The sequence below is a fragment of the Vibrio rhodolitus genome (genome assembly GCF_003350325.1).
Classification (GTDB): domain Bacteria; phylum Pseudomonadota; class Gammaproteobacteria; order Enterobacterales; family Vibrionaceae; genus Vibrio; species Vibrio rhodolitus.
On record NZ_QLYZ01000014.1, the window covers coordinates 60,366 to 86,847 of the forward strand.

23 protein-coding genes and 1 pseudogene are annotated in these 26,482 nt (G+C 41.9%); 15 read left to right on the plus strand and 9 right to left on the minus strand.

Annotated features, from left to right (window positions below; translation table 11 throughout):
• Window positions 1–4: 4 nt before the first annotated feature.
• A complete protein-coding gene (locus DPF93_RS13855; RefSeq protein ID WP_114766717.1) occupies window positions 5–541 on the plus strand; it encodes a sigma-70 family RNA polymerase sigma factor in 537 nt (178 codons plus the stop codon).
• Window positions 542–610: 69 nt separating this feature from the next.
• Here DPF93_RS13855 and DPF93_RS13860 read toward each other — a convergent pair whose 3' ends face one another.
• From DPF93_RS13860 to DPF93_RS13875, 4 genes are all read right to left on the minus strand, one after another.
• Window positions 611–826: a hypothetical protein gene (locus DPF93_RS13860; protein ID WP_114766718.1), complete on the minus strand. Its 216-nt coding sequence runs from the start codon at window positions 824–826 to the stop codon at window positions 611–613.
• A 191-nt stretch (window positions 827–1,017) separates the two neighbouring features.
• Window positions 1,018–1,935, minus strand: coding sequence for a M14 family metallopeptidase (locus DPF93_RS13865; protein WP_114766719.1), 918 nt, complete (start codon window positions 1,933–1,935; stop codon window positions 1,018–1,020).
• Between the two features lie 78 nt (window positions 1,936–2,013).
• Window positions 2,014–2,661, minus strand: coding sequence for a DsbA family oxidoreductase (locus DPF93_RS13870; RefSeq protein ID WP_114766772.1), 648 nt, complete (start codon window positions 2,659–2,661; stop codon window positions 2,014–2,016).
• 189 nt (window positions 2,662–2,850) lie between these two features.
• Entirely contained in the window at window positions 2,851–3,465 is a 615-nt protein-coding gene (locus tag DPF93_RS13875; protein WP_114766720.1) for an AraC family transcriptional regulator, read from the minus strand.
• Window positions 3,466–3,654: 189 nt separating this feature from the next.
• Here DPF93_RS13875 and DPF93_RS13880 point away from each other — a divergent pair, with 189 nt between their 5' ends.
• Window positions 3,655–4,752, plus strand: a complete 1,098-nt coding sequence (locus DPF93_RS13880; protein WP_114766773.1) for a 1-acyl-sn-glycerol-3-phosphate acyltransferase — start codon at window positions 3,655–3,657, stop codon at window positions 4,750–4,752.
• Between the two features lie 76 nt (window positions 4,753–4,828).
• On the opposite strand, the gene DPF93_RS13885 is transcribed toward DPF93_RS13880, so the two are convergent.
• Window positions 4,829–5,425 (minus strand): hypothetical protein, encoded by a 597-nt coding sequence (locus tag DPF93_RS13885; RefSeq protein WP_114766721.1) that lies wholly within the window; start codon window positions 5,423–5,425, stop codon window positions 4,829–4,831.
• Between the two features lie 100 nt (window positions 5,426–5,525).
• Window positions 5,526–5,822, minus strand: coding sequence for a YfcZ/YiiS family protein (locus DPF93_RS13890; RefSeq protein WP_114766722.1), 297 nt, complete (start codon window positions 5,820–5,822; stop codon window positions 5,526–5,528).
• 508 nt (window positions 5,823–6,330) lie between these two features.
• On the opposite strand from DPF93_RS13890, the gene DPF93_RS13895 reads away from it, so the two are divergent.
• The 5 genes from DPF93_RS13895 to DPF93_RS13915 all read left to right on the plus strand — a co-directional run bounded on the left by DPF93_RS13895 (window position 6,331) and on the right by DPF93_RS13915 (window position 11,539).
• The gene (locus DPF93_RS13895; RefSeq protein ID WP_114766723.1) at window positions 6,331–6,792 is read left to right on the plus strand and encodes a TetR/AcrR family transcriptional regulator; all 462 of its coding nucleotides are present in this window, start codon (window positions 6,331–6,333) and stop codon (window positions 6,790–6,792) included.
• A gap of 195 nt (window positions 6,793–6,987) precedes the next feature.
• Window positions 6,988–7,998, plus strand: a complete 1,011-nt coding sequence (locus DPF93_RS13900; RefSeq protein ID WP_114766724.1) for a response regulator — start codon at window positions 6,988–6,990, stop codon at window positions 7,996–7,998.
• On the plus strand, window positions 7,998–8,435 hold the full coding sequence (locus tag DPF93_RS13905) for a PAS domain-containing protein (protein WP_114766725.1): 438 nt from the start codon (window positions 7,998–8,000) through the stop codon (window positions 8,433–8,435). The genes DPF93_RS13900 and DPF93_RS13905 overlap by 1 nt, the downstream gene beginning before the upstream one ends.
• Before the next feature lie 97 nt (window positions 8,436–8,532).
• Complete coding sequence (locus DPF93_RS13910) at window positions 8,533–10,041, plus strand: NAD(P)H-hydrate dehydratase (protein ID WP_114766726.1); 1,509 nt, start codon at window positions 8,533–8,535, stop codon at window positions 10,039–10,041.
• A gap of 454 nt (window positions 10,042–10,495) precedes the next feature.
• Window positions 10,496–11,539: a GMP reductase gene (locus DPF93_RS13915; protein ID WP_114766727.1), complete on the plus strand. Its 1,044-nt coding sequence runs from the start codon at window positions 10,496–10,498 to the stop codon at window positions 11,537–11,539.
• Window positions 11,540–11,697: 158 nt separating this feature from the next.
• On the opposite strand, the pseudogene DPF93_RS13920 reads toward DPF93_RS13915, so the two are convergent.
• A pseudogene (locus DPF93_RS13920) lies at window positions 11,698–12,543 on the minus strand (phage integrase); the annotation flags it as partial.
• Between the two features lie 557 nt (window positions 12,544–13,100).
• Here DPF93_RS13920 and DPF93_RS13925 point away from each other — a divergent pair.
• From DPF93_RS13925 to DPF93_RS13940, 4 genes are read left to right on the plus strand one after another with little or no spacing between them, the layout of a single operon-like run.
• Window positions 13,101–13,625 (plus strand): fimbrial protein, encoded by a 525-nt coding sequence (locus DPF93_RS13925; RefSeq protein ID WP_114766728.1) that lies wholly within the window; start codon window positions 13,101–13,103, stop codon window positions 13,623–13,625.
• Between the two features lie 26 nt (window positions 13,626–13,651).
• Entirely contained in the window at window positions 13,652–16,012 is a 2,361-nt protein-coding gene (locus DPF93_RS13930) for a fimbria/pilus outer membrane usher protein (protein ID WP_114766729.1), read from the plus strand.
• Entirely contained in the window at window positions 16,005–16,733 is a 729-nt protein-coding gene (locus DPF93_RS13935; protein WP_114766730.1) for a fimbrial biogenesis chaperone, read from the plus strand. Before DPF93_RS13930 ends, DPF93_RS13935 begins: the two co-directional genes overlap by 8 nt.
• Entirely contained in the window at window positions 16,730–17,251 is a 522-nt protein-coding gene (locus DPF93_RS13940) for a hypothetical protein (protein ID WP_123777543.1), read from the plus strand. Before DPF93_RS13935 ends, DPF93_RS13940 begins: the two co-directional genes overlap by 4 nt.
• Before the next feature lie 306 nt (window positions 17,252–17,557).
• Here the strand turns inward: DPF93_RS13940 and DPF93_RS21200 are convergent, their stop codons facing one another.
• The gene (locus tag DPF93_RS21200; protein ID WP_123777545.1) at window positions 17,558–17,752 is read right to left on the minus strand and encodes a hypothetical protein; all 195 of its coding nucleotides are present in this window, start codon (window positions 17,750–17,752) and stop codon (window positions 17,558–17,560) included.
• A 226-nt stretch (window positions 17,753–17,978) separates the two neighbouring features.
• Between DPF93_RS21200 and DPF93_RS13950 the strand changes: the two genes are divergently transcribed.
• From DPF93_RS13950 to DPF93_RS13965, 4 genes are all read left to right on the plus strand, one after another.
• On the plus strand, window positions 17,979–18,959 hold the full coding sequence (locus tag DPF93_RS13950) for an outer membrane beta-barrel protein (RefSeq protein WP_114766733.1): 981 nt from the start codon (window positions 17,979–17,981) through the stop codon (window positions 18,957–18,959).
• Window positions 18,960–19,013: 54 nt separating this feature from the next.
• A complete protein-coding gene (locus DPF93_RS13955) occupies window positions 19,014–20,084 on the plus strand; it encodes a hypothetical protein (RefSeq protein ID WP_123777547.1) in 1,071 nt (356 codons plus the stop codon).
• A 285-nt stretch (window positions 20,085–20,369) separates the two neighbouring features.
• Window positions 20,370–23,510, plus strand: coding sequence for an HD domain-containing phosphohydrolase (locus tag DPF93_RS13960; protein WP_114766735.1), 3,141 nt, complete (start codon window positions 20,370–20,372; stop codon window positions 23,508–23,510).
• 424 nt (window positions 23,511–23,934) lie between these two features.
• Entirely contained in the window at window positions 23,935–24,402 is a 468-nt protein-coding gene (locus tag DPF93_RS13965; RefSeq protein ID WP_114766736.1) for a hypothetical protein, read from the plus strand.
• A gap of 126 nt (window positions 24,403–24,528) precedes the next feature.
• On the opposite strand, the gene DPF93_RS13970 is transcribed toward DPF93_RS13965, so the two are convergent.
• Complete coding sequence (locus DPF93_RS13970; RefSeq protein WP_164675368.1) at window positions 24,529–26,271, minus strand: EAL domain-containing protein; 1,743 nt, start codon at window positions 26,269–26,271, stop codon at window positions 24,529–24,531.
• Window positions 26,272–26,482: the final 211 nt, after the last annotated feature.

A 26,482-nucleotide genomic window follows, 5' to 3' on the forward strand; every position in this document is an offset into this window, starting at 1 on the left:
TCTGATGGAGGCGTGGAATCGCACCGAGCGAAGCTTGTATCATTGGCTATTTAAGCAAACACACAATCAGCATGAGGCGGAAGACATTATGCAAGAAGTGTTTCTCAAAGCCATGAGCCACAGTGAACGCTTTTGTACTTTAAATGATGGTAAATCTTGGTTGTTCAAAGTGGCAAAGAATCATTTGATCGATACTTTAAGACGCCGTATTGAGTTAGCCGATATTGATGAGTTGGCATCAAGCTATAATGGGTCTGAAAGCAATCCGACAACTGTTCCTGTCGTGCAGTTGCAAAAGTGTTTACCTAGAGTGCTGAGTCAGTTGGATCATCAAGATCGCGATATCATCGAGAGCTGTGATCTCAACGGGATGCTGCAAAGCGAATACGCACAGAAACAACAAGTAAGCTTACCTGCGGTGAAGTCTCGTTTGCGCAGAGCAAGAATGGAACTTAAGCAGCGATTGGTCCATGAATGTAAGGTCACCCAAGATCAAATAGGTGTTTGTTGCTTCAGATCCTTGGAGTTGAGCACGGGCTAGGCGAGGTATGCCGTCGAAGGTAGATATTTTTCGGTTCTTCGACGGCTATAGTGAATTTACAAACATCGATTATGTCGCATAAGGTTGAGTCGTAAAATCAACGCCTTGGTAGCGTTCCGAGAGTTTGGTTTTGGCTTTCTTTTTCTTGCGCCGTTTAATGGGTTTGGGTTGTGCTGTGGTTTGTTGAATCGCTTGCGCGTGCTCTTTCGCAGAGCGGAGGAACTTATCAGACTTCATCGCCTGCTTTCTTAGAGCGTTTAATTTCTCTAGTCGGTCTTTCAGCATAAATCACCTCGTGGTTCACAATGCCAATTAACAACTTAATTATAACATTTTCATGCTGTTAGAGTGTGATGTGCTACGCAAATAGACGGGGTTTATCGCTGACTAGAAAAGCAAAAACAAAAAGAGCATGGCTTGGCATGCTCTTTCGTAAATGAAGCGCTTAAATGCGCTCGTGCTGGTGTTGGTTTGAATTAGCTCTTGCTTAGAACGTAATCCAGACCACCAATGATTGCAGCTACTTGGGCTTGATTGCACTCTTCATTGGTGACTTTCGGGCTGTCTGGGTAAACTTCGGTCGTCGTGTGGTATTGGCAGTTGCTTACACCACCGCATAGACCGAGCTTAACCATAGGGTAAAGGATCACACCTTCTTGAACCACATCAGAGCCAATTATTTGCCCTTTACTATCTGCTGGCGCAATGTGAGTCACTTTGGCAACTGATGCAATGACAGCGGCTTGGAATTCTGCTTGCGGGTTCTCTGTGTCACCTACGGTGTAAAAACCATCAGGAATGATATCTTCTTCGTACTCAACGCCATCACGTGCTGCCAGAGCAGGGCGAAACTCGGTCTCATCAGTATCAGTGGTTTCGTGTAGATCGAAGTGCACCAAAACATCACCAATACTCGCGACCAGTGATTGTAGCGCCGCCGATTCTTCTGCAGGGCTATCGGCATAAAACGAGCGGTTCGGGTCAATTGCCAGTGGGTTCCAACGGTTAATCGTTTCGTAACCCCAAGGGCTGACACATGGTGCAATCACAATGTTGAAGTGCTGGCTGTAAGTTTCTAAATGTTGGTCTGCAAACAGCAGAGCCCCTTGCACACCACTGGTTTCGTAACCATGTACACCACCTGAGATCAGTACCGTTGGTTTGCTCTCATCCCAGTTATTGCTCTTGATTGAGAATAGTGGGAAACGCTTAGCATCGTAAGAGAGTGCGCCGTAATGCTCGACATTAAAGCGTGCTTTCAACGCTTCGATTTTTGGCAAAACTTCTTCGCTGTAAAGGCGTTTTACTTGCGTGCTTTCGCGCCATGCATGGCGGTCTTGCTCGGTCCATTTTTGACCAGGAGTGCCAATTGGGTAAGTTGCTTGTGTATTCATGGTGACTTTTTATATTCGTTAGTTGTGCCAGCAGCATAGCGATTGAGAGATGGCGATGCAAAAACATTTACTGTGTGGTTAGTCAATTGAGGCGGCAAGCTCGCGCAGCACTTGCACATAGACCTCAATATTTTGCGCACCTGATACAAGGTGTTTGTGCGCGAAGATAATTGCGGGCACTGCGGTAATACCGGCTTCAAGCCACTGCTGTTCGGTTTTCGCTACGGCTTGCGCCCAGTCTTTGTCTTGAATGACGGTCTCGGCGATTGAGCGCTCTAATCCAATATTGGCGGCGATATTGAGCAGGTTATTAGGCTCCGCAATATTTTGATTTTGCGTAAAGTAAGCGTCAAACAAAGCCGCTTGCAGGGCAGGCTGTTGGTTTTGGCTTTGTGCCCACAGCAGCAGTTGATGGGCTTGGCGCGTGTTGTAGATCCGCATGCTATCAGTGAAATGAAAGTCAAAACCGACGTCTTTGCCAAGTTGAGTCAAGGTTGCACGAGCCATTTCACTGGCTTTTGGCGTGGTGCCGTATTTTTCGGCTAAATGCTCACGTAAGTTTTGCCCCTGTATGGGCATGGCAGGGTTTAGCTCAAATGGGTGCCAATAGATATCGGCTGAGATGTCTGGTTGGACGAGATCCAGAGCCTTACACAGTCGCTTGTAGCCAATTACGCACCATGGGCAGACTATGTCAGAAACAATATCAATTCGTATAGTTTTCAACATCAGCCTCCGAGCTAGCAATTCGATACTTAAACCAAGCGTTATCGCTGGGCGAGAGTAAGTACTAAGTGTAAGTCAGATGGGCTGATTTGTTGGCGAGTTCTCACGCTAAAGCGCGATAAGCTTGCCAACATCATGAGTTAACGAAAGAAAAAATAGCAAGATGCTTGAACAGATAAGACGCGCTCGTTACTTAAGAGAGGTTTTGCCGTACACACTTTCAGTCAAGGCGCTAAACGAAACGTGATCGCCAGCAAACAGATCGTTGATTACGGTTTCTAGTTTGCCGCCAGAGAGTACTCGGCGACGCGCTTCACGCACTCTCAAGACAAGCTGAAGCTCTTTTTCCAGATCGCTTGGCTGCTCTGGTGACCATTGCGCAATACGTTTACCCAACTTAGATTGTTGTAGTACTGGGTTTAGTGTTGGTAGCTCAGCTAACAGCACACGATACAAATCTTGTTTTTGTTCATGAGGCGCATCGCTTTGAGCCAGACGATTGAATAGCGCAGTGGCTAATTCATTCAGAACAACAAAACCTGCTTGCGTCGGCAGTTTAGTTTGTACTCGACTTGAGACTTCCAGCATTGATACCTTGGTTTGTGGCAGGTAACTTATAGAGGTTAGACAATCAAAAGGTAGCCACAGCAGTTTGCCTGCTTCGACGGCAAATTCGTGTTTGCCCAATCTCACTAAGGCTAATCCTTCTTCGACACGCAATAAGCAATGTTTAAGCAGCTTTTTACGAGAAGTAATTGATAAAAAGCGAAATTCTGTTGTCTGAAGAGAGATAGAGTAGTGCATGGAAAAACTCGGTTTTTTTGGGGCGCTAAGAGTAGCGTGTCTGAGCTAAAAAAGCCATATTGGTAACGCAATCTGCGGCTAATCCGGTTGGTATTCTGGTCTGACCTTACTGATTATGTGCGTATGTTAGCTGCCAAGAAGCAATTCTATGCGTAGAATGACCGCGATTTGTCTCTGATGTTAATTAAAATGACTACAAATATTGATCCTTACATTGAAATTCGTCCTTACAACGATGACGAAATTCCAGCGGCAATTGACCGCCTAATTCAAGACGATGAGTTCATCGCAGCGATTCTACAACATCGCTTTGCTAATCATGCGCCTTGGTTTAAAGCTTTGATGACGCCTCTGGTGAAAGTTTACCTTAAGTATAAATGGTCGAAGCTGAATACTACCGAGTCTATTCAGCTTGAAGTGAAGAAGTATTTGCAGCAAACCTTAGCAAGCACGACTCAAGGTGTCACATTCAGCGGGCTAGAGAATTTAGACAAGCAAACTGCTTACTTGTTTGTGTCTAACCACCGTGATATCGCGATGGACCCGGCGCTGGTTAACTTTGGTCTGCACCAAAACGAGCATAAGACTGTACGTATCGCGATTGGTGACAACCTATTGAAGAAGCCTTGTGCGACAGAGCTGATGCGCCTGAACAAGAGCTTTATTGTTAAGCGTTCAGCCAAAGCGCCGCGCGAGATGATGAAAGCTCTAGGCACACTTTCAGGCTATATCAAACACTCGCTTGAGACGGGCAATTCGATTTGGATCGCGCAAAAAGAAGGTCGCGCCAAAGATGGTAATGACTTTACTGATCCGGCTATCTTGAAGATGTTCCACGTTGAAGGTCGTCGTCAGAAAGTCGATTTCCCAACCTATATTCAGTCTTTGAAAATTGTACCCGTTGCTATCTCTTATGAGAACGATCCGTGTGATGTAGCGAAAGCGCGTGAGCTGTTTGAAAAAGCAGTGCATGGACAATATGAGAAGGGGGAGTTTGAAGATATTGAAAGCATCATTCAAGGTATTGTCGGCGACAAAGGTCGTGTGCATGTAGCCTTCGGTAATGTGATTGAAGAGGCGTTTGAAACGCCGGATGCGTTGGCGGCTGAGATCGATCGCCAGATCCATGCAAACTACAAACTGTTCCCAATTAACCTGCTGGCAGCAGGTGATGACTCAGTGGACGCGCAGGTTAAAAGCAAGCTAGAAAGTAAGCTTGCAGAGCTTCCTCAAGGGGCACATCAATACCTGATTGATAGCTACGCGAACCCTGTTCGTAATCGCTAGAATTTCGGTTCAGAAGACAAAAGGTAAAGGGCAGCTTGAGCTGCCCTTTGTTGTATCTATTTGCCGCACATACTTGCTATGGGGCGACAGCGCCACCTAATGTCAGGTTTTCTGGCCATTTGGTGATTCGGTTACCACCTAAGAAGATATTGCCGTTTACCGTCATCGTATTTGGAAATTGGGTGATTTTAGAACCGCCGAGATAAAGGTCGCCTTTAATGATGATATTTTCCGGTAGCGCTTCAAGTGGTGTTCTTACCACACTGAGGTCGCCGTTTACTTTCATTCTATTTGGCAGTTTTTCCAGTGGCGTGTCGGTAAAATTAAGATAGCCACCAACCTTGATACCATTTGGCCAGCGCTTAATTTGTGAGCCCAGTAAGTTGGCGTAGCCCTTAATTGTCACCCCTTTGCCTAACTTGGCTAATGCGCTGTTCGAGGCATTTAGGCTGCCTTCAATGGTTGTACCTGCTGGCAGACTTTTGATTTGCGTTTTGGCCATGTTGAGATTGCCGTTAATAACAACGCCCGGAGGAAGCTCAGTATAGGGCTTGCCACGCAAATCGAGATTACCGTAATTATCAAGGTGGTTAAGGATGCGAAAGCTGTCGAGCGGCTGCGCAGCAAGCGCGCTTGATATAAGTAGCAATAGAATGGAGAGAGGTCGCAGCATAAGCAAGTTAGAAGATGGAATCTGTAGGCACAGTATTCACAAGCTGCTTTGGTAGGTCAACCAGTTAGGTTGAAAAGCGGGTAATAACCCGCTTTAAAGATTAACGCGCTAGAGAGCGAGTCTTTAGTTCAAAAATAAGCTTTTCAGCGCTTACTTCAAACTTAAAGCGAGCAGTTAGCTCAGTTGCATCTTCAGCGATATCTGCCGCTTCAAATTCAACGTTAGCTGAAACTTGCTTCGCCATTTCAACGTATTTTGCTAGTTCTGTTTCAAGCAGAGCTTTGCCTTGAGCGAAAATCGTTACTTCAGCAACATCATCACCTTCTTTGATGATGAAGCCCATTTCGCCAGCGCAGCCACATGCTTCGCATACTTGAGGCTCTTGTTCGATACTCATAGCCATATCCTCTTCAAATAATTACGGGTATTTTATAGGTATATTTGAGTATTATCCATAGAAATAGCGGGTCTAATGAGTTCTCTCAATCTAAGTTTGCAATTAGTTGTGTAGAAAATTTATTTCATATTTGTATTGCATTTAACAAACTTTGTGTGACTTCGGTCATATAGATCGAAAAATAATTGTCATAATCAGGTCAGAACGCTGTGCGTTTAGTTGTAAGTGTTCTAGTTTTGTAACACTATCCAAGGCGCAATTCATTCTATGCTGATTGTAAACGAGTTGTATTCTCATTCTTTTTGTCGAGGAGAGTTTTCTAATAAAGCTCAAGCACTTCATTAGGTTAGAGTAAGGTTAAGTAATTCTGCGTAGAAATAGGTTTTGTAAAAATAATTAATGGTCATGCGTAGAAATCGTGACCAAACAGTCGACACATTGTTGTACCGAATCCTTTTTTTATGACTCTAGTTGAGTCAAATGGATTTACAAATAGAAGAGCCGAGACATGCCGAAGCGTAGTAAAGAAGACACTGAAATTACGATACAGAAGATCATGGATGCGGTAGTTGATCAACTACTACACCTTGGTTACGACAAAATGTCATACACGACTTTAAGCCAGCAGACTGGTGTTTCACGCACTGGTATTAGCCACCACTTCCCAAAGAAAACTGATTTTACTGCCGCACTTGACGGTCGTATTTTTAAAATGTTTATTGAGCACTTGGAGTTTGAACAAGACTTGCAAGCGTTCTCAGACAGCTGGATCAAAGCACTCGATAACGCCGAGTTTTTAGCGATTTTACGTCTGTTGTTTCATCACATCGTAACAGCGGATCGTGCACATGAGTTTGCAGCGCATGGCATTGAAAGATTGTACAAAGCGGTAGAAGTTAAATTTGGCAATGAGAGTGCCAAAGAGCTTGAGTGGTTAATGGGTAAATCACTGATCAAAATGGCCAACTAGTTGCCAGTAACGCTTTAATGAAGAGCCAGCACTTGTGCTGGCTTTTTTACATATCAATGTTTGGTTGATGTGCAATTGAGACTGGCAGCAAAGTGATAGTAATGTTGCTAATTTGTCCGATTAAACCGTATCTGAGTCTATAAGTATCTGTTACAATTTGCTTATAACTAAATCAAAATAGCAGTGGGTATTACGATGTCTTTCCCCGTCTTAATCTGTGACGATTCAGCATTAGCACGTAAGCAGATGGCTCGTTCGTTGCCTGCATCGCTCAACGCAGACATAACTTTCGCCGTTCACGGGCTAGACGCTCTAGAACAGCTTGAGAAACAAGAATTCAAAATCATGTTTCTCGATCTTACCATGCCAGAACTTGATGGCTTTGGTACGTTAGAACAAATTCAAACACGCGGCATTAATATTAATGTTGTGGTGGTCTCTGGTGATATTCAGCCAAAGGCGAAAGAGCGTGTGATGGCACTGGGTGCTAAAGCGTTCATTCAAAAACCGATTGACCAGCAAGTATTGAAACAAGTGTTGGCTGATCTTATCGATCCAGCCGATAAACCGACCGCAGCTTACGTACCCGCTAAACCAGTCATGGCGCCATCTTTGCGTCGCCGTGATATTTATATGGAAGTGGCGAACGTAGCGATAGGTCGCGCAGCTGATGCACTAGCACGCCACTTCGATGTGTTTGTTCATCTGCCGTTGCCGAATGTGAATATCTTCGAAGTCAGTGAACTGCATATGGCATTGCGTGATCTTTCAAGTAACAGCCAAGTTTCGGGTGTGTGCCAAGGTTTTAGTGGCGAAGGTATTGCCGGAGAAGCCTTGGTATTGCTTAGTGACTCAAGTGTCACGGATCTGAAAAAACTCATGAAAGTGCCAGCCGATAGTGAGGAGCTGGAAGAGCTTGAACTGTTGATGGATGTGTCCAATATTTTGGTTGGTTCATTCTTGCAAGGGCTTGGACAGCAAGTTGAAGTGCGTTTTTTCCAAAGCTCACCAGTATTGCTTGGTCAACATATCTCCATTGATTCGGTTATTAACTCTACGTCTGGCTCGTTTAGAAAGACCATGACGTTTGAAGTGAGCTATAAGATCGATGGCACCTCAATCAGCTGTGACTTGCTGTTTATGTTTGTCGACGACTCACTGCCCTTACTCGACAATAAATTGTCTTACTTGATGGAGGATATGTAATGTTGCACCTACCTGCAGAGTTTGAGCAATTTCATTGGATGGTCGATATGGTGCAGAACGTCGATCTTGGCTTAGTTGTGCTCGATCGTGACCATAACGTTCAAGTGTGGAATGGTTTTATGACGCATCACAGTGGCATCCAAGCTCATGATGCGATTGGTAAATCGCTATTTGAAGTATTCCCTGAGATCCCTGCTGAGTGGTTTAAGTTAAAAACCAAACCGGTATATGATCTTGGTTGCCGCAGCTTTATAACTTGGCAACAGCGTCCTTACTTGTTTAAGTGTCGTAACGTTCGCCCGGTGACCCAGCAAGCAGACTTTATGTATCAGAACATCACCTTGAACCCGATGCGCACACCAACTGGCGAAGTGCGCTCGTTGTTCCTTTCGGTTCAAGATGCAACCGCCGAGGCGTTGGCGTCAAAATCGCTCTAGTCTTTGATTAAGCGAGTTAACGAGATTCAGCGCAAAACGATAAAGGCTAGCTTATGCTAGCCTTTTTACTATCTAACTCACTGCAACAAGGATTGTTATGTCACAAGCAAAGCCGTTATTTACCGCCCAACAAGTGCGTACTGGTGAGCGCATCGCAGCTCAACTCGCCGGCATCGAGATGTACCAATTGATGCTTTCAGCCGGTGAAGCGGTGTTTGAGCAAGTCATTGCGCGCTATGGACAACAAGTGAAGTTGTTGGTGCTGTGTGGTGGCGGTAACAATGGTGGTGATGGCTATGTGGTAGCAAAACTGGCATTGCAGCAACAGGTGACAGTCAACGTCGTTGCGGTAAAAGATCCAAGCAAACTTATTGGCGATGCTCTCAAAGCCTACGAGGCGTTTATTGATGCTGGTGGGCAAGTTTTATCTCACATTAGCAATGCGGAGGATGTTGATGTGATTGTTGATGCCATGCTTGGCACTGGCTTGCGAGGAGACGTGTCAGGAGAAGCCGCTGAGATCATTGAACATGTCAATGCTAGAGCGGCAAAGGTGGTCGCTGTCGATGTGCCCTCAGGGCTCTGTAGCGATACGGGCAGGGTGCTGGGTTGTTGTATTAAGGCGAATGTCACTGTCACCTTTATCGGTATTAAGCAAGGTTTGGTAACAGGGCAGGCAAGAAACTATGTTGGAGAGCTTGTATTTACTGGATTAGGTGTGCAGCAAGAATTTGAGCAGACTGAAACCGCGAGTGCGAACTGGGATTTTCCCTCAATCATTGCCAAGCTAAATCAGCGTGAGGCATGTGTCCACAAAGGATCATTGGGGAAAGCTTTGGTTGTTGGTGGTGACTATGGCATGGGCGGTGCCATCTTGATCGCTTCGCGCGCGTGCTTAAAAGCAGGTGCGGGGTTAACAGCCTGTTTGACTGACGAGCGGAATATTTCATCAGGGTTGGTGGCAAGCCCGGAAGTGATGTTTGCGCCATGGTCAACGCAAAGGTTGATTGAGCGTTTACAATGGAGCAGCGCCGTTGCACTAGGTCCGGGGTTAGGTCAAAGCGCCCATGCTGAAGAACTATTTGAACTTGTTAGCCACAGCTCGCTTCCAAAAGTGTTTGATGCCGATGCGCTCAATCTACTTACAACCACCAAGCCAAGTGTTGATGCCAATCGTATTATCACTCCCCATCCTGGTGAAGCAGCAAGGCTACTTAATTGCTCAGTTGTTGATGTAGAAAACAATCGTTATCAAGCAGCTCGCGATCTCAGCAAAAAATATGGTGGGGTAGCGATTCTCAAAGGGGCAGGAACGGTTATTGATGATGGTCAACATCGATATGTTTGCGCGGCTGGTAATGCTGGGATGGCGACAGGCGGCATGGGAGATGCGCTAACTGGGATCATCGTTGCGCTATTGGCGCAAGGTTTTACTCAAAGCGAAGCGGCGAGAATGGGGGTAATGCTGCACAGTTATGCTGCGGATCTCAACGTTAAACAGCAGGGTATTGTCGGTTTGAGTGCTATGGATGTGGTCAATACCTTGCGAAAAGCGTTGAGTGTTACAGCCAATGATCACTGTTCGTCAGTGACGGAACTGAATTAATTGGTGATGATGATCCGATAATGCCGCTTTTTTGAGCGAAATGAGATAAAAATTCGCAAAAATTTTTGCATTCATCGCGACAAGAAATGGGGATCTTGGTGTGATTTAGATCACTATTTTGTAACTAAGCGGTGAAGTAGTGAGTATTATTGACGCAAACCATTGCGCAAAGGTGTGCGTGACAAATGATATAAGCTAATGAAAGATAAAGATTTTGTTAGATAAAAGGGGAGGGTTAGCTGTGCTGGATATGCAAATTTCGCCCAACTGTATCACAAAAAAAATAGAATTATCAGTCTTGCGATAAAGAAATCGCGACCTATAATGCTGAAAACCGGAGCGTCTGCCAACGCTCCGGTTTTTTTGTGTCCGAGAAACAGTAATAACGTCTGCCAACGTTGTTACTAACGCACTCTGCTGTGACACATAGCTATATGAATCAAGGAATTACACAATGCGTATCGAACAAGAACTTAAGTTGGGTTTCAAAGATGTACTGTTTCGCCCTAAGCGTTCAACTCTAAAAAGCCGTTCTCAAGTAAATTTAACCCGCGAGTTTACATTCAAGCACAGCGGTCGTCAATGGTCTGGTGTACCTGTAATCGCTGCGAATATGGATTCAGTGGGTAGCTTCGCAATGGCTAAAGCCCTTGCTGAGCATGGTGTAATGACAGCCGTTCACAAACACTACACAGTGGCTGATTGGGCTGAGTTCGTGAAAGGTGCGAATACTACTGAGCTAAACAACGTGATGGTTTCTACTGGTACGTCTGACGCAGACTTCCAAAAGACAAAAGACATCATGGCGCTTTCTGATGAGCTAATCTTCATCTGTATTGATATCGCAAATGGTTACTCAGAGCATCTAGTAGAGTACGTAGAAAAAGTACGCGCAGCATTCCCTGACAAAGTTATCTCTGCTGGTAACGTAGTAACGGGCGACATGTGTGAAGAGCTAATCCTAGCGGGTGCGGATATCGTTAAAGTAGGTATCGGTCCTGGTTCGGTATGTACAACTCGCGTTAAAACTGGCGTTGGTTACCCACAGCTTTCTGCAATCATCGAGTGTGGTGACGCAGCGCACGGTCTAGGCGGCATGATCATCGGTGACGGTGGCTGTACTTGTGCTGGTGATGTTTCTAAAGCGTTTGGTGGTGGTGCAGACTTCGTAATGCTTGGCGGTATGCTAGCAGGTCACGAAGAGTCAGGCGGCGAAGTGATTGAGCAAGACGGTAAGAAGTTCATGAAGTTCTACGGCATGTCTTCACAATCAGCGATGGCGAAGCACTCTGGCGGCGTTGCAAAATACCGCGCAGCTGAAGGTAAAACCGTATTATTGCCATTCCGTGGCACTGTGCACGACACTATCTCAGACATCCTTGGCGGTGTACGTTCAACATGTACATACGTAGGCGCAGCAAAGCTTAAAGAGCTAACGAAGCGTACAACATTCATCCGCGTACAAGAGCAAGAGAACAACGTTTACGGTAAAGAGTGATTCGATCACTTTTCGTAAAAACCGAATAATTGAGAGCCGCTTTTAGCGGCTCTTTTTTTGCCTGAAATTTGGGAAGTGTCTACAAAGTGTCTACACTTGAGGCACTTTTATTTAGTGGAAATGCTGAGAATTGCATTTCTATTCGGTTTTATGCAAATTTAAAGAAGTGCTAGAGGGTTCTTTTCTATCGTTTCAGATAAGTGATCAGGGGCGAAATGTGCGTACCGCATCGTCATGGAAATATCTGCATGACCAAGAACATCTCTTAGTACCAATATATTGCCACCATTCATCATGAAGTGACTGGCGAACGTATGACGAAGTACATGCGATGCTTGCCCTTTGGGTAAATAGATACCTAACTTTTCCTTCAGGATATAGCAGAACGGCGTATAGTACTCTTCAAACAGCTTACCTGAGCCTGGCTTATAGATTTCATCATAAAGCGCGTTAGAGATTGGTACACTGCGATTTTTCTTTGTTTTTGTGTTGGTATAAGTGATTTTGTATTTGCTGAGTTGACTACCACGTAGCTGAGCAGCTTCGTTCCATCGAGCGCCTGTAGCTAGGCATATTTTTACGATCTTGAGTATATCTTGTCGCTTGTGTTGGGCGACTAGTTCAATGAGCTCAGGCAGCTTTTCTTTAGGGATAAATGCCATCTCCCGTTCGCTTTCTCGAAATGGTTTTAACTCTTCGAGCGGGTGGGGTAAATCCCATTCACCAAGTTCTTTGAGTTTGCTAAAGACGGCTTTAAACCGAGCTAACTCGGAGTTTAAGGTAGATATGCTAGGAGCGCCTTTTTGCCACCGATGATCAACAAAGTTAATCTGACCAGCCATTCGTAAGCTGCGAAACTCACCATACATTTTGGCAGTGAACAAAGAGGCTATGGGGTTGTTCATAGCTTCAACCATCAGCGTAAATTTCTGATAAATCACATCGCCGTTCACGAGCGTTCGCCCATAGTGGCGATACCAGATATCAATAACGTCTGAAAGGCGTCAGCCCAGCTGAGTATTTTTGGGACATGTAACAATCCCACACCTTAATTGGTAGCTTTACTTATTTTACCAAGGCTTGTTTGAATCATATTGAGTCTGACAATCGACCACCAGATTGTGGATATCTCGTGCTCCATGACACCTCCTTTCCTGGCAGAGTGAGCATAGCGGGCTTTGTTTGAAAATTGTTGGAAGTGTCTACAACGAGGCTGGAGTGTCATACCTATCATAGAGAAACATTGCCTAATTTCTTCTTCGTGCTTGTGCGGAAAAAAATCCTACAAAAAATGAGTTTGAGAAATACGTTAATCACAGTAAATTTCAGCGCAACAGAGAAAGGCTATTTGATTCTTCGGCAGTTAACTAATTTATTATTTTCTGAGTGTAGGTTGATCATTAATTATATCTAGACGTCAGTAAATGTAATTTACGAAATTTAACTAGTTAATCTGTTAAAATCACTGCGGGATAAATATGATGTGCGAAATTAGATTTAGTCATATAACTTGCTTGATTTGGAAATTTCATATTAATAAATGTTTTAATGAGAAACTTAGATGAAAAAAAGTGTTTTAGCTATAACTTTTACTTCATGTTTTTTTGCTTTTAATGCACAAGCAAATACGAGCTCTGTAACGTTTTCTGGAACGGTTACCAACGTAACGTGCGACACTGAAATTCTAACTGGTGGCGTGGCAACTCCAAGCCGTCAAATCAATCTAGGGACGGTTGGTCTTGGTGAAACGGGAGCTCCTGTAACGTTTAAAATTCAGTCTATTGACCCGGTAAATGGTGGTCCATGTGTCTCAGCACAAAATGGTGCAACGATGCTATGGACCGCAGCCAACTTCGATAGCAATGGTCTCACCAATGCGTCAGGTACAGCCACAGGGGCATATGCAACGATTTTGGCAAAACCAACTGGCGGCACAGCACAATTGATTACTGGACCTTCGCCAAGCGTAAGTTTTCCATCGGAGGACATTAGTACGCATGGAATGACATTTGATGCTTCGCTTGTAGGTGATACGACCCCAGGAACTTATACCAGCGTTGCAACTTATTCCATTGCTTACAAATAGTACTGTTTTTTATTAGGCGTATATTAATGAAGTGCGTGTTCAAGGTTGTTATTTTCCTGCTGGCGACTGTTCCACATTTTTTAAGAGCAGAACAGTTAGAGTTTGATACCTCATTTCTACAAGGGATAAACCAAACTCCTAAAGCGTTACTTTCAACGACTGGAATTGTTGAAGGTAGATATTTACCGCTATTAACGGTGAATAGCATATCGAAAGGACGCATAGAATTTAATATCACTAAGCAGGAGGAAGTGAGCGATAAGCTTTGCTTTACGTATGACTTCTTCCTGGAAAATGGTATTTATTTAAAAGAAGAAGCTAAAAGTAAAATAAAAAGTTCTGAGCAGTGTTTTGATTTAGATAAGTTAGAGTTTGCGAGTGTAGATTTTGATATTACTAAGCCTGAATTGACTATTACAATTCCTCAATATTATCTCGATAGCACTCCAGCGAAGAAAGAGCATGACCGCGGAATTAATGGCTTTAAACTGAATTACAATCTTAACGGAAATCTCGATAGTGATGATAATCAAAATATGTTTGGTTCATTTAACTCTCAGTTGAATGTACAAGATTGGATAGTTCACTCAGATATGAATAGCTCGTGGTCGAATCATTCTGGAACTGAAGCTAACCTTTCTAACCTATATGCAGAGTATCCAATTACAGCGATTGGTGCAGATTTTGTTGTCGGTAAGGGTTATAGCACGAGTGAGTTTCTCGATGGCTTTTCGTTTGGTGGAATTGGACTGACTTCGAACAGATTGATGTCCGGTGAAACCGCGAGTTTTATTCCTGACATTTCGGGTGTAGCAGCGTCTAAATCACAGATTACAGTTCGTCAAAATGGTCGCTTAATTTATACCGAAACTGTAACTCCAGGACCATTTAAAATAGATGGATTTTCCGTGTATGGTTCAGGCGACATTGAAGTTGAAATAAAAGACGCAAATGGCAAAATTGAAACCAAAACTTATCCGGTTGTTATATTGCCTTCATTACTTCGTCATGGGTATTTTGAATACAGCTTAGCGGCGGGAAAGCGCTTTAATGGTTCTGGTATTGAAGGGCTTTTTGATTCAGACCGTACGTTTATGTTTGCTGATGCTCAATACGGATTTCAGTCAGTAACTCTTGGTGGAGCTGCTGTCATTGATGAAAAATATCAAGCTTTTGGGGTTGGAAGTACGCTATTTCTAGCACAGTTTGGTACGTTGGCTTTAAATGGCGGGATGTCATTTGCGGCTTATGACGACGGTAAGAACCTTGCGGGCGTCACTTTAGGAGTAAGATACGATAATAAATTAACTGAAGACACCGACATTCAGTTAATTGCTTACGAGTATAAGAATCAAGACTATGTCTCATATTCTTCTTTTACTCCTGATGAAAACAGTGCCGACAGACAAAGTCCAAAGCATAGAATACAAGCTGTTTTATCATCGCAGTTTGAAGATTTTAATACTAGTTTTGTCGGGTGGCAACAAACCTATTGGGATAGCGGATTAATCAGTAATGGAGCTACGGTGTCATTGAGCACCACTATTGCAAATAGGTTAAGTTCTACTTTTTCTTTGGGGTATTCTGATAATCAAGGGTATGAAGATGTTAACGCAACATTGAGTTTTAGTTTGCCTCTTAATTACCGCGATAATTATCATACAGTAACGACTCGTTTTTCTGGTGGTAATAATTCAGATTTTGCGATGACAACGAATGCAGGCGGAAAGTTGAATGATGACGTAGGTTACTCTATTTCTGTCGGTGATTATGGTTTGAGTACTAACTTAAATTACGATAATGATATTGCCCAATTGAATGGTGGTATTACATATGCAGAAGGGAGTTCTACCTTATCTGCTGGTGCGAGTGGTTCGGTTCTATGGACAAAACCAACGGGTTTAATTGCATCCAGAACGCGTAATAATACAATAGCGGTAATTGACCTCAATGGAGTGGGGGATGTCAAAGTAAACGGAATTGAAACTAATAATGAAGGCCTAGCGGTTGTTAGTCTTCAGCCGTATGAAGAAAGTAATATTGCTATTGATGTTAACACCATTCCTTCGGATGTGAGTGTTGATACATCTACGCATAAATTAAGTTCTACAGAGAATGCTATTGTTTATCACAATATTGATACTCGTAGGATTTACAAGTACACACTGCGAGTTAAAAATCGTTATGGTGAAAGATTAAAAAGTGGTGAGGTGTATTTGAGCAACGGTGTTTATGCAGGAGCGATTGCGCCTAATAGCATGATAACATTTTCTGCTGATTTACCAGTAAAGATTGTTGATCTCAACAATGGCTATATGGGTTGTAAAATTGATTTGTCTGCTGTTTCAGCCAACCAGGGCAAAATTAATGAGGTAATTTGTGAATAATAAACTGACAATGGCTTTACTTATTGGCGCATTAATGACCAGTTTTACTGCTCAAAGTGCACTCACACTATCTGCGACTCGTTATGTATACACGAGTGATGCTAAAGCTATACCGATAACAGTCACTAACCATGCTGACACTGTATATGGGGCACAGGTTTGGATAGAGGATTTTTCTGATGATGGCTTAATCCCTTTTTCCGTCTCTCCTGGTGTGTTTACTCTAAAAGCAGACAAGGGAACGCAAACTGTACAGGTTGCGCAATTGGGAGAAGAGACAAAAGCGTTACCGCAAGATAGAGAGAGTTTGTTCTCGGTTAATCTGCAGGAAATTCCACCGAAGGCAAAAGATACGCTTGGTAAAAACGTATTGGTTATGGCATCTCGGACTTTAGTGAAGCTATTCTACCGTCCTGCGTCATTAAATGATGGGCGAGATCAAGCTGAACAAAGTATGCGCATCTCCAAGACTAGAGACATGGTAACGTTTAACAATCCGACACCTTACTACTTTGCTGTGGTTTCTATAAATGGTGATGAAAAGTTGGCAAATGAGTCTTTTAATCAAATGGCGCCATTTAGTCAGGTTTCGGTCGAAATAAAAGGGATGACATCGAACACAGTTAGTTTTAACGCAATCGATGATTTTGGTGGGCTTCGAGAATATCGTTGTGACCTCAAGAAGCAGGAAAACCAATGTCAATATGTGAAAACAAAATGATGACATACGTATATAAGCTCTTTCTGCTTGTATTTTCTTGTACTTTCACATCGATGGTTCAGGCTTCAACAATAACTGGTTCTACAGTAAATGTAATGTTTAGCGTAACTTTTATCAAACCAGCGTTTGAGGTATCCCTGCCAACGTTAGTGGATTTTGGTAGTACGGTTATTGGCCAAAGGGAGCGTATTGATAGACCCTTTGGCATAACGTTTTCTTCGGAAGGTAACCAATATGATAGTTTCCATGATGCTCCATCTCCGGTAGTTATTTTTGCGCAAAATATTACCAGTGGTGCACAAGATGCAGAATCTGTAGGAAATATGCAGCAGTTTTTCTATTTGGGTTGTGACAATGGTTCGGTGTTAACAAAAATTACAACTACGCCAGTTCAACTCGATACGTTAGCAGTTCCTATACATGACTTAACGACATGTAAACTTTATATGGACACCAACCCGGAAGCATCTCCTGGTGAAGTAACTTCAACGCTGAACTTTACAGTGAAATATCCATAATATTTATGAACAAAGAATAGACGTTATTTGGGTATTTAATAGCACAGTGTGGTAGTTAAATTTATACAAGCATCTCTAATGGTTACAGATATTAATTCTAGCTGAGATAGTGTCTTTTGTTGTAATTAATAATTAATATCGCACCATTAATAGATAATGGTGTAAGGCAAAAATATAAGCCATGAAGTATTTTAAATTAATATGTTTCATTGTCATCGTCAGTGCGCTGATAATATCATCTATCTCTTATGCAGCTGTAGGGCATAGTAATACACCAGTCTCTATTGATGTGACGACTAGGATCAACTATGTCTTACCTACCTGTAATGTTAACGTTGCACCAGCATACGCTTTGGGCGAGTTAACGAAAGGACCTGCTAAGACACATGCAGACTTACTCGTTGATATCGACTGTGAGAACACGACTGATGTAATAACATCGTTAACGGTATCCAGTTCAGCAAATACAGTCACATCAAACTTGCAAAAGCTCCAACTCATGAATGGTAATGATCATGCATGGTTGTCTCTGACTGACTCAAACACAGGGGCAGATCTAGATGTTAGCTTCGATGATACTACGACATTTTGTTCATCGATTCAGAATGTTAACAATCGGACTTGTGAATTGAAAGTACGCACTCAAATTGAGTCAGGCAACACAGTTGTCGGAGAGTTTTCAATACCAGTAATTTTTTCTTTAGTTTACTTTTAAAAGGTAAAAATAGTGAACATTCTTAAAGGTTCTATATCTTTTCTTTGTTTTTTTTGTATTTCAACTGACGTAGTACTTGCGGATACAACTAAAGAAGAAGTATACCTAGGTTTTCAATTTGGTTATGGTCAATTTAAATTTGATAAAGATGGCTCTTTAAATAAAGAAGATGAAAATCTTATCGGAGGGATTAATTTAGGCTATCGCTACTCAAATTATTTTGCGACTGAAATAAATTATCAACATTTAGGTGAGGGTGAATTTTATTCGCAAGATAAATCGGTGCATTTAAATGTTGACCAAGTTGCACTGTTGGGTAAAGTTATTTACCCTATTACACAAGAATTAGAACCATATTTAAAATTCGGTGTGTCGAGATGGTTTGGTAAAGAAAATGGCTATGATGTTGATGGTTTCTCTCCAGTATTCGGTGGTGGCATTCAATACACTATAGAACCAGCATTACAACTTGGTATCTCATATCAATATATTGATTCTATCGCAATGAATGATGATGCAGGTCACAGTGGTGTTATCTTCGATATCAACTATCGATTCGGCTCTAGTAAGCCAGCAGGCAACAAGAATTCAGTAATGCCTTATGATGAACCAAAAGAAAAAATTGAAGTATTAGAGCCTTCTATGGTGGACATACCTACATTATCTATCTCATTTTCTTTTGATTCGATAAAAATAAATGAGACTGAATCTTTACGAAATTATGCAGAACAGCTCAGAAAAGATGATACTTTAGTTGCTCGTATTTATGGCTATGCTAGCCCAGTGGGAAATAAAAGATACAATGAAGTACTATCACAGCAAAGAGCTGATGCTGTGAGGGCTTACTTCATTAATTATGGCATAGAACCAAAGCGTTTGTTTAGCCAGGGTAACGGTGAATATAATTCGAAACATCAGTCAATATCGTTTGGTCAACGTGCCGATGTTTTGTTGTGCGTTGAAAAGTCATCCCGTGATAATAAAGAAATCTAATGATTATAGTTTGTTTAGTTAATGCAAAAACTAATCGAAATAGGAGTACATAGTATGAACAGTGTTTTCGCTACTGTCAGAAGTATTGTAATAATAATGGCTGCGTTGTTCATTGGCTCTGTGACATTTGGCGTAAATGCCTATACGCTGTCTTGGACATCGACTGATGATTCCGTTTGGTATTACACAGCGACCTTATCTCACCCATCGTTCAAGAAGGTTTCCAGTTATCATGAGGGGATTGAGTTAAAAACGACTGTGGTTCCTGTACAAAACTCAACTTGCAATGTGGGCACTAGTCAATTGTATTCAGGTAACCTATATTCGAGGTGTGGCTTTGTATCTGGACATTCATCCAACGGAAGCCCAACTGAAAAACCATATTCACATTGGTATTATCTTGAACAACCTATGCCAGTGGAGCCGTACTGGAGCGGTTCAGTTTTAGAAGCCTCCTCATCTTCGAAGCAATCTTTTGGACCGCTTTTGCCTCAACAATCTCTCGCAAACATCGAACAGCAAGAAGGAGATGGGGTGACATGGTTGAAATTGTGGTCTAGTTCTTATGCTTGGACTCGAAAATCGAGCGCCCACATTATCTATTTGTCTCGAGAACTTATTGAATCGGATATGTTCGGAAAAAAAACTCGAGTGCAAAATACAGTGACACAGCGCCTACATATGACTGATCCCGTAAAAACAAGTGACGGTTGTTGCGATACGGGCATTTATGAACATAGTTTATCCTACGAGATAACATTACAAAAGTACCCGCTTCTTGTCACTCTGCCATCACATGTGGATATGGGGGAGGTGTTAGTAGGCGCTGAGTCTGAGAGTCAGGTGATTCCAGTTTCAGTATCTGCAAACAATAACCCTGTGCAAATCGTACCGGGTACTGCGAACATTTCTTTTGAGCGTATAAAAAAACTGTCTGCTAATCACGGTGGTTCGAGTTGTGATGCAATGGTGCAAGTGTCTAACGAGAATGGTCAAGTGAATAGCGGTGAAATAGTCGATTTACACTCATTTCGTAATGGCATCAATGCAAGAATAATCAACACTCAAGGGTGTGATGCTGGTGCTTATGATGGTGTTTTAGCGTTTACCGTAGCATGGAAATAAAAAACATCGTTGACGTGTTATTGGTCGAGTGTTGAGTGGTAAAAGGTGTTTTACCATACAGGTTCTGTTCCTTTGACAAACATATTGCCTATGAATAATTAGTTGACACGACAATAGATTGCAACTGAGTCGCTTTTTGCGGCTCTTTTTTGTTTGAAAATTCATGGTTTTTTTACTTTGATGATTACTCGGTTTTGCCAGTAAATACAATTAAAACAATTGTTTGACTTTGAAATGACTTAAGCTTTAACTTAGTTAAGGAATTAAAGTAAAGGATATATCGCTGTGAAAAAGGTTGTTCGGAGAAGGATCTCTTTGCGCGTTGTGTTGGGTGTTATGTTTGTGTGTTGCACAGTTATAACCGCGGCGGTGGCTATTTCGTTACAGTACTATTTTTCTAGCAAGAAAGAGTTAGAGCATACACTCAACCGTTACAACACAATTGCTACTGGTGTTGCTGATTATCTTGGTAACTTACAAAGTTTAGCGGAGAACGCGGCTCGTAGTGGCGCGCAGCTTGTTTCTATCATTGGAATTGATTCGGCTGATGAGCGAATAATTGTTCCACTTTCGAAACTTCTTGCTCGAGATCCAAACCTTCACAGTATTTTCGTTGCAAAAGCCGATGATGAATTTTTCCAACTTATTAACTTATCTTCGCAACAGATAAGAGAGCGGGTTGGTGCAAAAAATAATGACAAGTGGTTGCTTGTCCAACACCAAGGACAGGGAAAAGAGCGCCAAAAAACGTCAACCTATTACAATAAAAAATTTCAACCGACGGATACTCATTCCGAATTTAGTAATTTTCTGCCTACACAGCGTAGTTGGTATGAAAATGCTAACTTTGAGACTGTTTATGAGACAGCTCCTTACCTATTTAATACCGTGAAAGTAAACGGTGAAACTTTTTCTATAAAAGTAGAAGGAACCGAGACAGTTGTTGGTGTGGATATTCTACTGTCTTCTTTGGAATCCCAATTAACCAATCGTTTTGTGGAAAATAGTAAACGTCCTGAGGCAGAGTCGTTTATTTATCAAGAGGATGGGCGGTTAATCGCAACGAACAAAATGATAGATATTGAGGACCGTATTCCTCTAGTAGCACCGATAAAACTTACTGAAGAGCAGCAATCGTTGGTTAGTCAGTTGCCCGAGCTCAAAGTCTCCAACCAAAATGACTGGGGACCTTTGGATTATACTGTAGGTGGTCGACCAAATGGATTTGCTATCGATCTGTTCAAAATGATTTCAGAAATGACAGGTCTAAAGTTTAAGTTTGTTAATGGGCGCTCTTGGGATGAACTAGTAAACGATTTCTCTCGAGGTAATCTCGATATATTGCAGTCAATTTCTGACCCTAGCGACTTTTCGAAAAGTGGTGTTCTAGGAGTTCCTCTCTATCGAGGTAACTTTGCGCTGCTTACCAAGCAGGATAATAATGATTTTTCTAGCCTTGATGCGATCAGTAATCAAAAGATAGGAATTCTTCGAGGCTGGAGTATTCAGGATAACTTATTGGATGCATTTCCCAATTTGACGTTGATTTCTTATTCTTCACTGCATTCGGCGATTGATGATCTTGAAGCCGGGAATATTTCAGCGGTGCTAGATATGAAGCAAGTGCTACTGAGTAAAGTCCAACAGAAGTTTCGTAAAGAATTAAAGATAGTACCGATAGAATCTGAGCTCTTGCCAAGAGAGTTCTATTACTCTGTGAGTGAAGAATACAAGGAGATTGTCCAAATAATCGATTTAGCGATTAATTCGATCTCTGAAGAACATCGTAGCGAATTGCGCGAGAAGTGGTTTGCACAAGGTGCAACTCAGTCGACGTTTACTTTCATCCCTTACCCAGAAATTCTTGATATAGGAAAGAAGCGTTCGAATGGCAGCAACGTGCAACTAACGACTATTAATGGGGTAGAAACCTATCTTTATGTTGCCAAACTAAGAGAGCTAGATTCGCGATATCTTGCCGTGGTGATTCCTAAATCGTATATCATGGCAGGGGTGAATGAGGTTGCTCTCTACTCAATCGGTGCGTCATTGTTGGTTCTGTTACTTTTGTTGCCGATAGCTTGGCAAGTCGCACGCCCTATCTCAAAGCCGATAAATCAGTTGAGAGAGCAAGTTCGACTCATTAATCAACGCCATTATTCAAAGGTTACTCGCATCCATAGTCGTATTGAGGAAATCCACCAACTCGGTCTATCGGTGATGCGAGGCAGCCACTCGTTAGAAAATTTCGAGAAACAGCAGAACCTATTCTTTGAGGCGATGATACAGTTGATCGCACGCGCGATTGACGAAAAGTCGCCTTATACTGCCGGGCACTGTAATCGAGTACCTGAAATCGCTTTGATGTTAGCTGAAGCAGCTGAAATATCTGACAGTGAACCATTTAAAAACTTCAAATTTGAAAATGATGATGAACGACGAGAGTTTCGAGTAGCGGCTTGGTTACATGACTGTGGCAAGATCGCGACGCCAGAGTATGTGGTTGATAAAGGCAGTAAACTCGAAACGAACTATAACCGTATCCATGAGGTCAGAATGCGGTTTGAAGTATTGTGGCGAGATGCGCAAATTGATTACCTCCTGTCACGCTTGGAAAAAGAAGTGGACCTAGAGAGTGATTTGCGAAGTGATCTAGCTGCATTAAGGGAAGAGTTTGCTTTTATCGCTAATGCGAACGTCGGCGGAGAGTTTATGTCTGACGATGATGTTACTCGATTGAAGCAATTAGCAGAGAAAGAATGGACTCGTTATTTTGATGCTGGTTTAGGGTTATCACCGTTAGAAGAAACGCGTTATCAACCGCAGCAAACTCCTGCAACGGAAAAGCTGTTATCTGATAAACCCGAACATATCATAGAGCGCGAACAACCTTTTGGCGATGTGGCGCAATTTGGTATTAACATGGAAGTGCCTGACAAACTCTATAATCATGGCGAGCTGTATAATCTATCTGTAAGACGTGGAACACTTTCTAATGAAGAACGGTTTAAAATTAATGAGCATATGATCAGTGGAATAAAAATGTTGGAAAGCATTCCATTTCCACCTGAGTTGGCTCGTGTTCCACGCTACGCAACAACCCACCACGAGACACTATTGGGAACAGGTTACCCAAGGGGATTAAACCATAATGAGCTCTCAATACCTGAACGGATCCTAGTTGTCGCAGACATTTTTGAGGCATTAACGGCATCGGATAGGCCTTACAAGAAAGCTAAGCCACTTAGTGAGTCAATCACTATTTTATCGAAGATGGTAGAGAGTGGTCATGTCGATAGAGACATATTTGAATTACTGCTAACTAGTGGTGTTTACCAGCAATACGCTGAGCAGTATTTACCGCGCGAATTAAGAGATCTGGATGACATAGAACGATTCGTTTCGAGCCATAGCAAGAGAGTATGATCTTTTTGATACCAAGTACGGCAAGGCGAGATTGTCACAGTATTTTTTATTATTGATATAGTGATATGTTGCAAATTAGGTAAAGAAAAAAGTCCTACAAAAACAGAGTTTCTTTGATAGTTCATCTTGAGTAAATTAGCACCTCTTAGTTGTCATCGTTTCTAAATTAATGAACAAGATGATGACTAAGCGGCGAAGCCTACTTGGCTTTGTACAACAGAGGTGATGGATGGAAAGTACCGTATTCGGAAAATCATAAAGAGACGATATAGCGTTCGCCATAGAGATTATGCGGCAATAGCACTGCCATTAGCATTAAGAGCAGTCTCTGAAAATATATGGATATTAGAGTTTTTTAAGCAATTGTTCGAAATCATAACGTTGCTTACTAATTTATATTTATTTATAAAAGGTCTAGTATTAAGTGTTTTCTATTATTATAAGCGATTTTGAACCTATCAGACATTACATTAGAAATGGCATTAAACAGCACTTTGGCTTTAGTCATGCTATGGTGGTTAACGATATAAAAGAATTAACCAACCAAAAAATTGATAGTTTGATAAATGAGTTTGGTAATGTATCACTATTTTTTGATTTAGATGAGAAACCTCGTCTTATAAATAGTAAATCTAAAATAAAACGGAAAACTATTTTTGATGTAATGAATGCGTTAGACCGAAAATCAAGTGTTAGCTTGTTTGTTTTAGGAAGTGAACCTTCCTTTTTGGAAAACAAAAACGCGATCATTAACCATAATGTTCAATCATATCAGATGTTGTCTAAGCCGTTTAATGGTCAACAATTAAGCAGGTTTATCAATATTAACCTAGGCAACGCTAATGGTGATAAAAGAGTCTACCCGACTAGAGCTATGTTGTTTGCTGCATAGCCATGAGTAGCTTGGGAACAAATAGCAAATTTGATAACGTTATTTAACCTGTTTTGGACTCACCTAGACAACGAATCTTTGTTAGTAGTCGCGGTGAGTCTTAAAAGCTTAACTATTCAATATATGCTACAAGTTAAGTACTCTAGCGAGCTCGACGATGGATTTGACCCCCATTTTCTGCAATATGCGCGTTTTGAAAGTGCTTACCGTTTTAGGACTGAGATCAAGCTCATAACAAATGTGTTTATTGGTAAAACCCGCCAATAGTAGCTGAGCAATTTTTTGTTCGCTTTGCGACAGTTTTGGCTGGTTTCTTTTCTTTTTATTATTGTGTTGGCTATCAATAAACTTAGCCAGGTTGATCGAAGTACTCGTAATATCTTCTGTGCTTGAGACGGTTGGAATCACAAGTTCAGAGACAGAAGGATCTCCTTGTTCAACTAATAGCACGGCATTTCGTTTTCTAACGGTGTTGCTTATGTCTGAACGGATGTTATCTGGTAAAGACTGGAATGACTTGGCATCAACCACGACAAAACTGTTTGATGCCTCATTGAGTAATTCTATAAACAAACTTGGATTTGATGCCAGTATAATGGGGTTTGAGCTTAACTCTTTCGCTACGAGTTTTTGTATTGCTTTGCCTCGTAGTTGGAGTTGGTCGAACAAAATAACGGTATCGTATTGTTCTTCTTTACTCCAAGAAGTGGCTTCACCAGAAACGGCTCGATGTAAAGATGCCAACTCAAGGAAACTCATCGGTGCACCGGTATAGAAACCTTGACAAATATCAACGCCGAGCTCTTTGAGATACTCCCATGTTTGTTGATCTTCTATCCCTTCTGCAACGCAAGATAGACCCAATGCTTGAGCGAGCCTCAAGGCGGCAAGGGTAAGTTGTTGGTGCTTATAATTGGTAACAACATTGGAAACAAAGCGACGATCAATCTTGAGTTCCGATATCGGCAAGTCAATCAATTGGTTAAGAGATGCGTATCCGGTACCAAAGTCATCGATTGAAAAACTGACGCCATAAAGGTTCAGGCGAGCTAAATTTTCTAATACCGTTGGAGTTGGCTGAAATGCCTTATGTTCAGTGATTTCTAAGGTAAGCTTTTCTAGAGGAAATCCATTTTGTTGGCATATTTCTACCGTTTTTTCACAAAATTCTGTATTTAAAAAATTGGTATCGATGTTGAGCGATAGCTGAGGGGGAGAAAGTATGGTACCAAGGTCAAGAGTACTTCGCTCCAACATAAAATAGTAGAGGTCTAATAAGAGATTATGTTCAGAGAGAATAGATAAAAACTGACTTGGAACCAGCATCCCATGTTCTGGATGGTTCAAACGAGCTAGCGCTTCGACACCTACTAATTCAGCTTTATTGAAGCTAAATTGTGGTTGATAAAGTGGTAATACTGAATGGCTTCGAAATGCACTTAAGACGTCATCGGCTTCTGGCTTAAACTCGTCTTGTGTCTGCTTACTCTCTGCTAGATGTGAGAGAAACAGGTCTATTTCTAGGCTTAACTTTTCCGAGTCGAACGGTTTTGACAGGATACTTGTATATTCGTATCCAAGTTGATGGCACATACCTTTAGTTAGTTCTTTAATTGTGTCGTCAACAACACTTACGATTACGACACCTCTAGTGGTATTTGGCGTCAGCTTTTTTGAAAGTAGCGTGATGCCGTCGGCTTCAGGCATTCTGATATCAGTAAAAATAAGATCATACTGAGTTGAAGCGGTTGCATTATGAATGCTCTCAAGGTTACTCGTGATAGTAATATCGTTGTAGCCCAGATCTTGCAATAGCATTTTTAAGTAAAGAGCTTGAGGATAGTCGTCTTCGATTATTAATGTTTTCATAGATTCGGTTACTAATGTCTGGGGTGTGTAACTTTTGCTCAATAACAACGAGTTACATTCAACCTTTAATGGCATTGCTGACATGTATGAGTCTAGCTATCCTGACTCTATATGGTCAACAATTATATGCATGCTATTTTGTAACTTTTACTTAGTAATTGAATAAAAAACGCCTGAATAAATCCAAGCTATAAATTTTGCTATAGCTTGG

Bases quoted from the DNA above. Each gene is read 5' to 3' on its own strand.
- DPF93_RS13855 (WP_114766717.1), top strand. From the start codon at position 5: ATGGAGGCGTGGAATCGCACCGAGCGAAGCTTGTATCATTGGCTATTT.
- DPF93_RS13860 (WP_114766718.1), bottom strand. From the start codon at position 826: ATGCTGAAAGACCGACTAGAGAAATTAAACGCTCTAAGAAAGCAGGCG.
- DPF93_RS13865 (WP_114766719.1), bottom strand. From the start codon at position 1,935: ATGAATACACAAGCAACTTACCCAATTGGCACTCCTGGTCAAAAATGG.
- DPF93_RS13875 (WP_114766720.1), bottom strand. From the start codon at position 3,465: ATGCACTACTCTATCTCTCTTCAGACAACAGAATTTCGCTTTTTATCA.
- DPF93_RS13880 (WP_114766773.1), top strand. From the start codon at position 3,655: ATGACTACAAATATTGATCCTTACATTGAAATTCGTCCTTACAACGAT.
- DPF93_RS13885 (WP_114766721.1), bottom strand. From the start codon at position 5,425: ATGCTGCGACCTCTCTCCATTCTATTGCTACTTATATCAAGCGCGCTT.
- DPF93_RS13890 (WP_114766722.1), bottom strand. From the start codon at position 5,822: ATGAGTATCGAACAAGAGCCTCAAGTATGCGAAGCATGTGGCTGCGCT.
- DPF93_RS13895 (WP_114766723.1), top strand. From the start codon at position 6,331: ATGCCGAAGCGTAGTAAAGAAGACACTGAAATTACGATACAGAAGATC.
- DPF93_RS13900 (WP_114766724.1), top strand. From the start codon at position 6,988: ATGTCTTTCCCCGTCTTAATCTGTGACGATTCAGCATTAGCACGTAAG.
- DPF93_RS13905 (WP_114766725.1), top strand. From the start codon at position 7,998: ATGTTGCACCTACCTGCAGAGTTTGAGCAATTTCATTGGATGGTCGAT.
- DPF93_RS13910 (WP_114766726.1), top strand. From the start codon at position 8,533: ATGTCACAAGCAAAGCCGTTATTTACCGCCCAACAAGTGCGTACTGGT.
- DPF93_RS13915 (WP_114766727.1), top strand. From the start codon at position 10,496: ATGCGTATCGAACAAGAACTTAAGTTGGGTTTCAAAGATGTACTGTTT.
- DPF93_RS13925 (WP_114766728.1), top strand. From the start codon at position 13,101: ATGAAAAAAAGTGTTTTAGCTATAACTTTTACTTCATGTTTTTTTGCT.
- DPF93_RS13930 (WP_114766729.1), top strand. From the start codon at position 13,652: ATGAAGTGCGTGTTCAAGGTTGTTATTTTCCTGCTGGCGACTGTTCCA.
- DPF93_RS13940 (WP_123777543.1), top strand. From the start codon at position 16,730: ATGATGACATACGTATATAAGCTCTTTCTGCTTGTATTTTCTTGTACT.
- DPF93_RS21200 (WP_123777545.1), bottom strand. From the start codon at position 17,752: ATGAGTTGGAGCTTTTGCAAGTTTGATGTGACTGTATTTGCTGAACTG.
- DPF93_RS13955 (WP_123777547.1), top strand. From the start codon at position 19,014: ATGAACAGTGTTTTCGCTACTGTCAGAAGTATTGTAATAATAATGGCT.
- DPF93_RS13970 (WP_164675368.1), bottom strand. From the start codon at position 26,271: ATGAAAACATTAATAATCGAAGACGACTATCCTCAAGCTCTTTACTTA.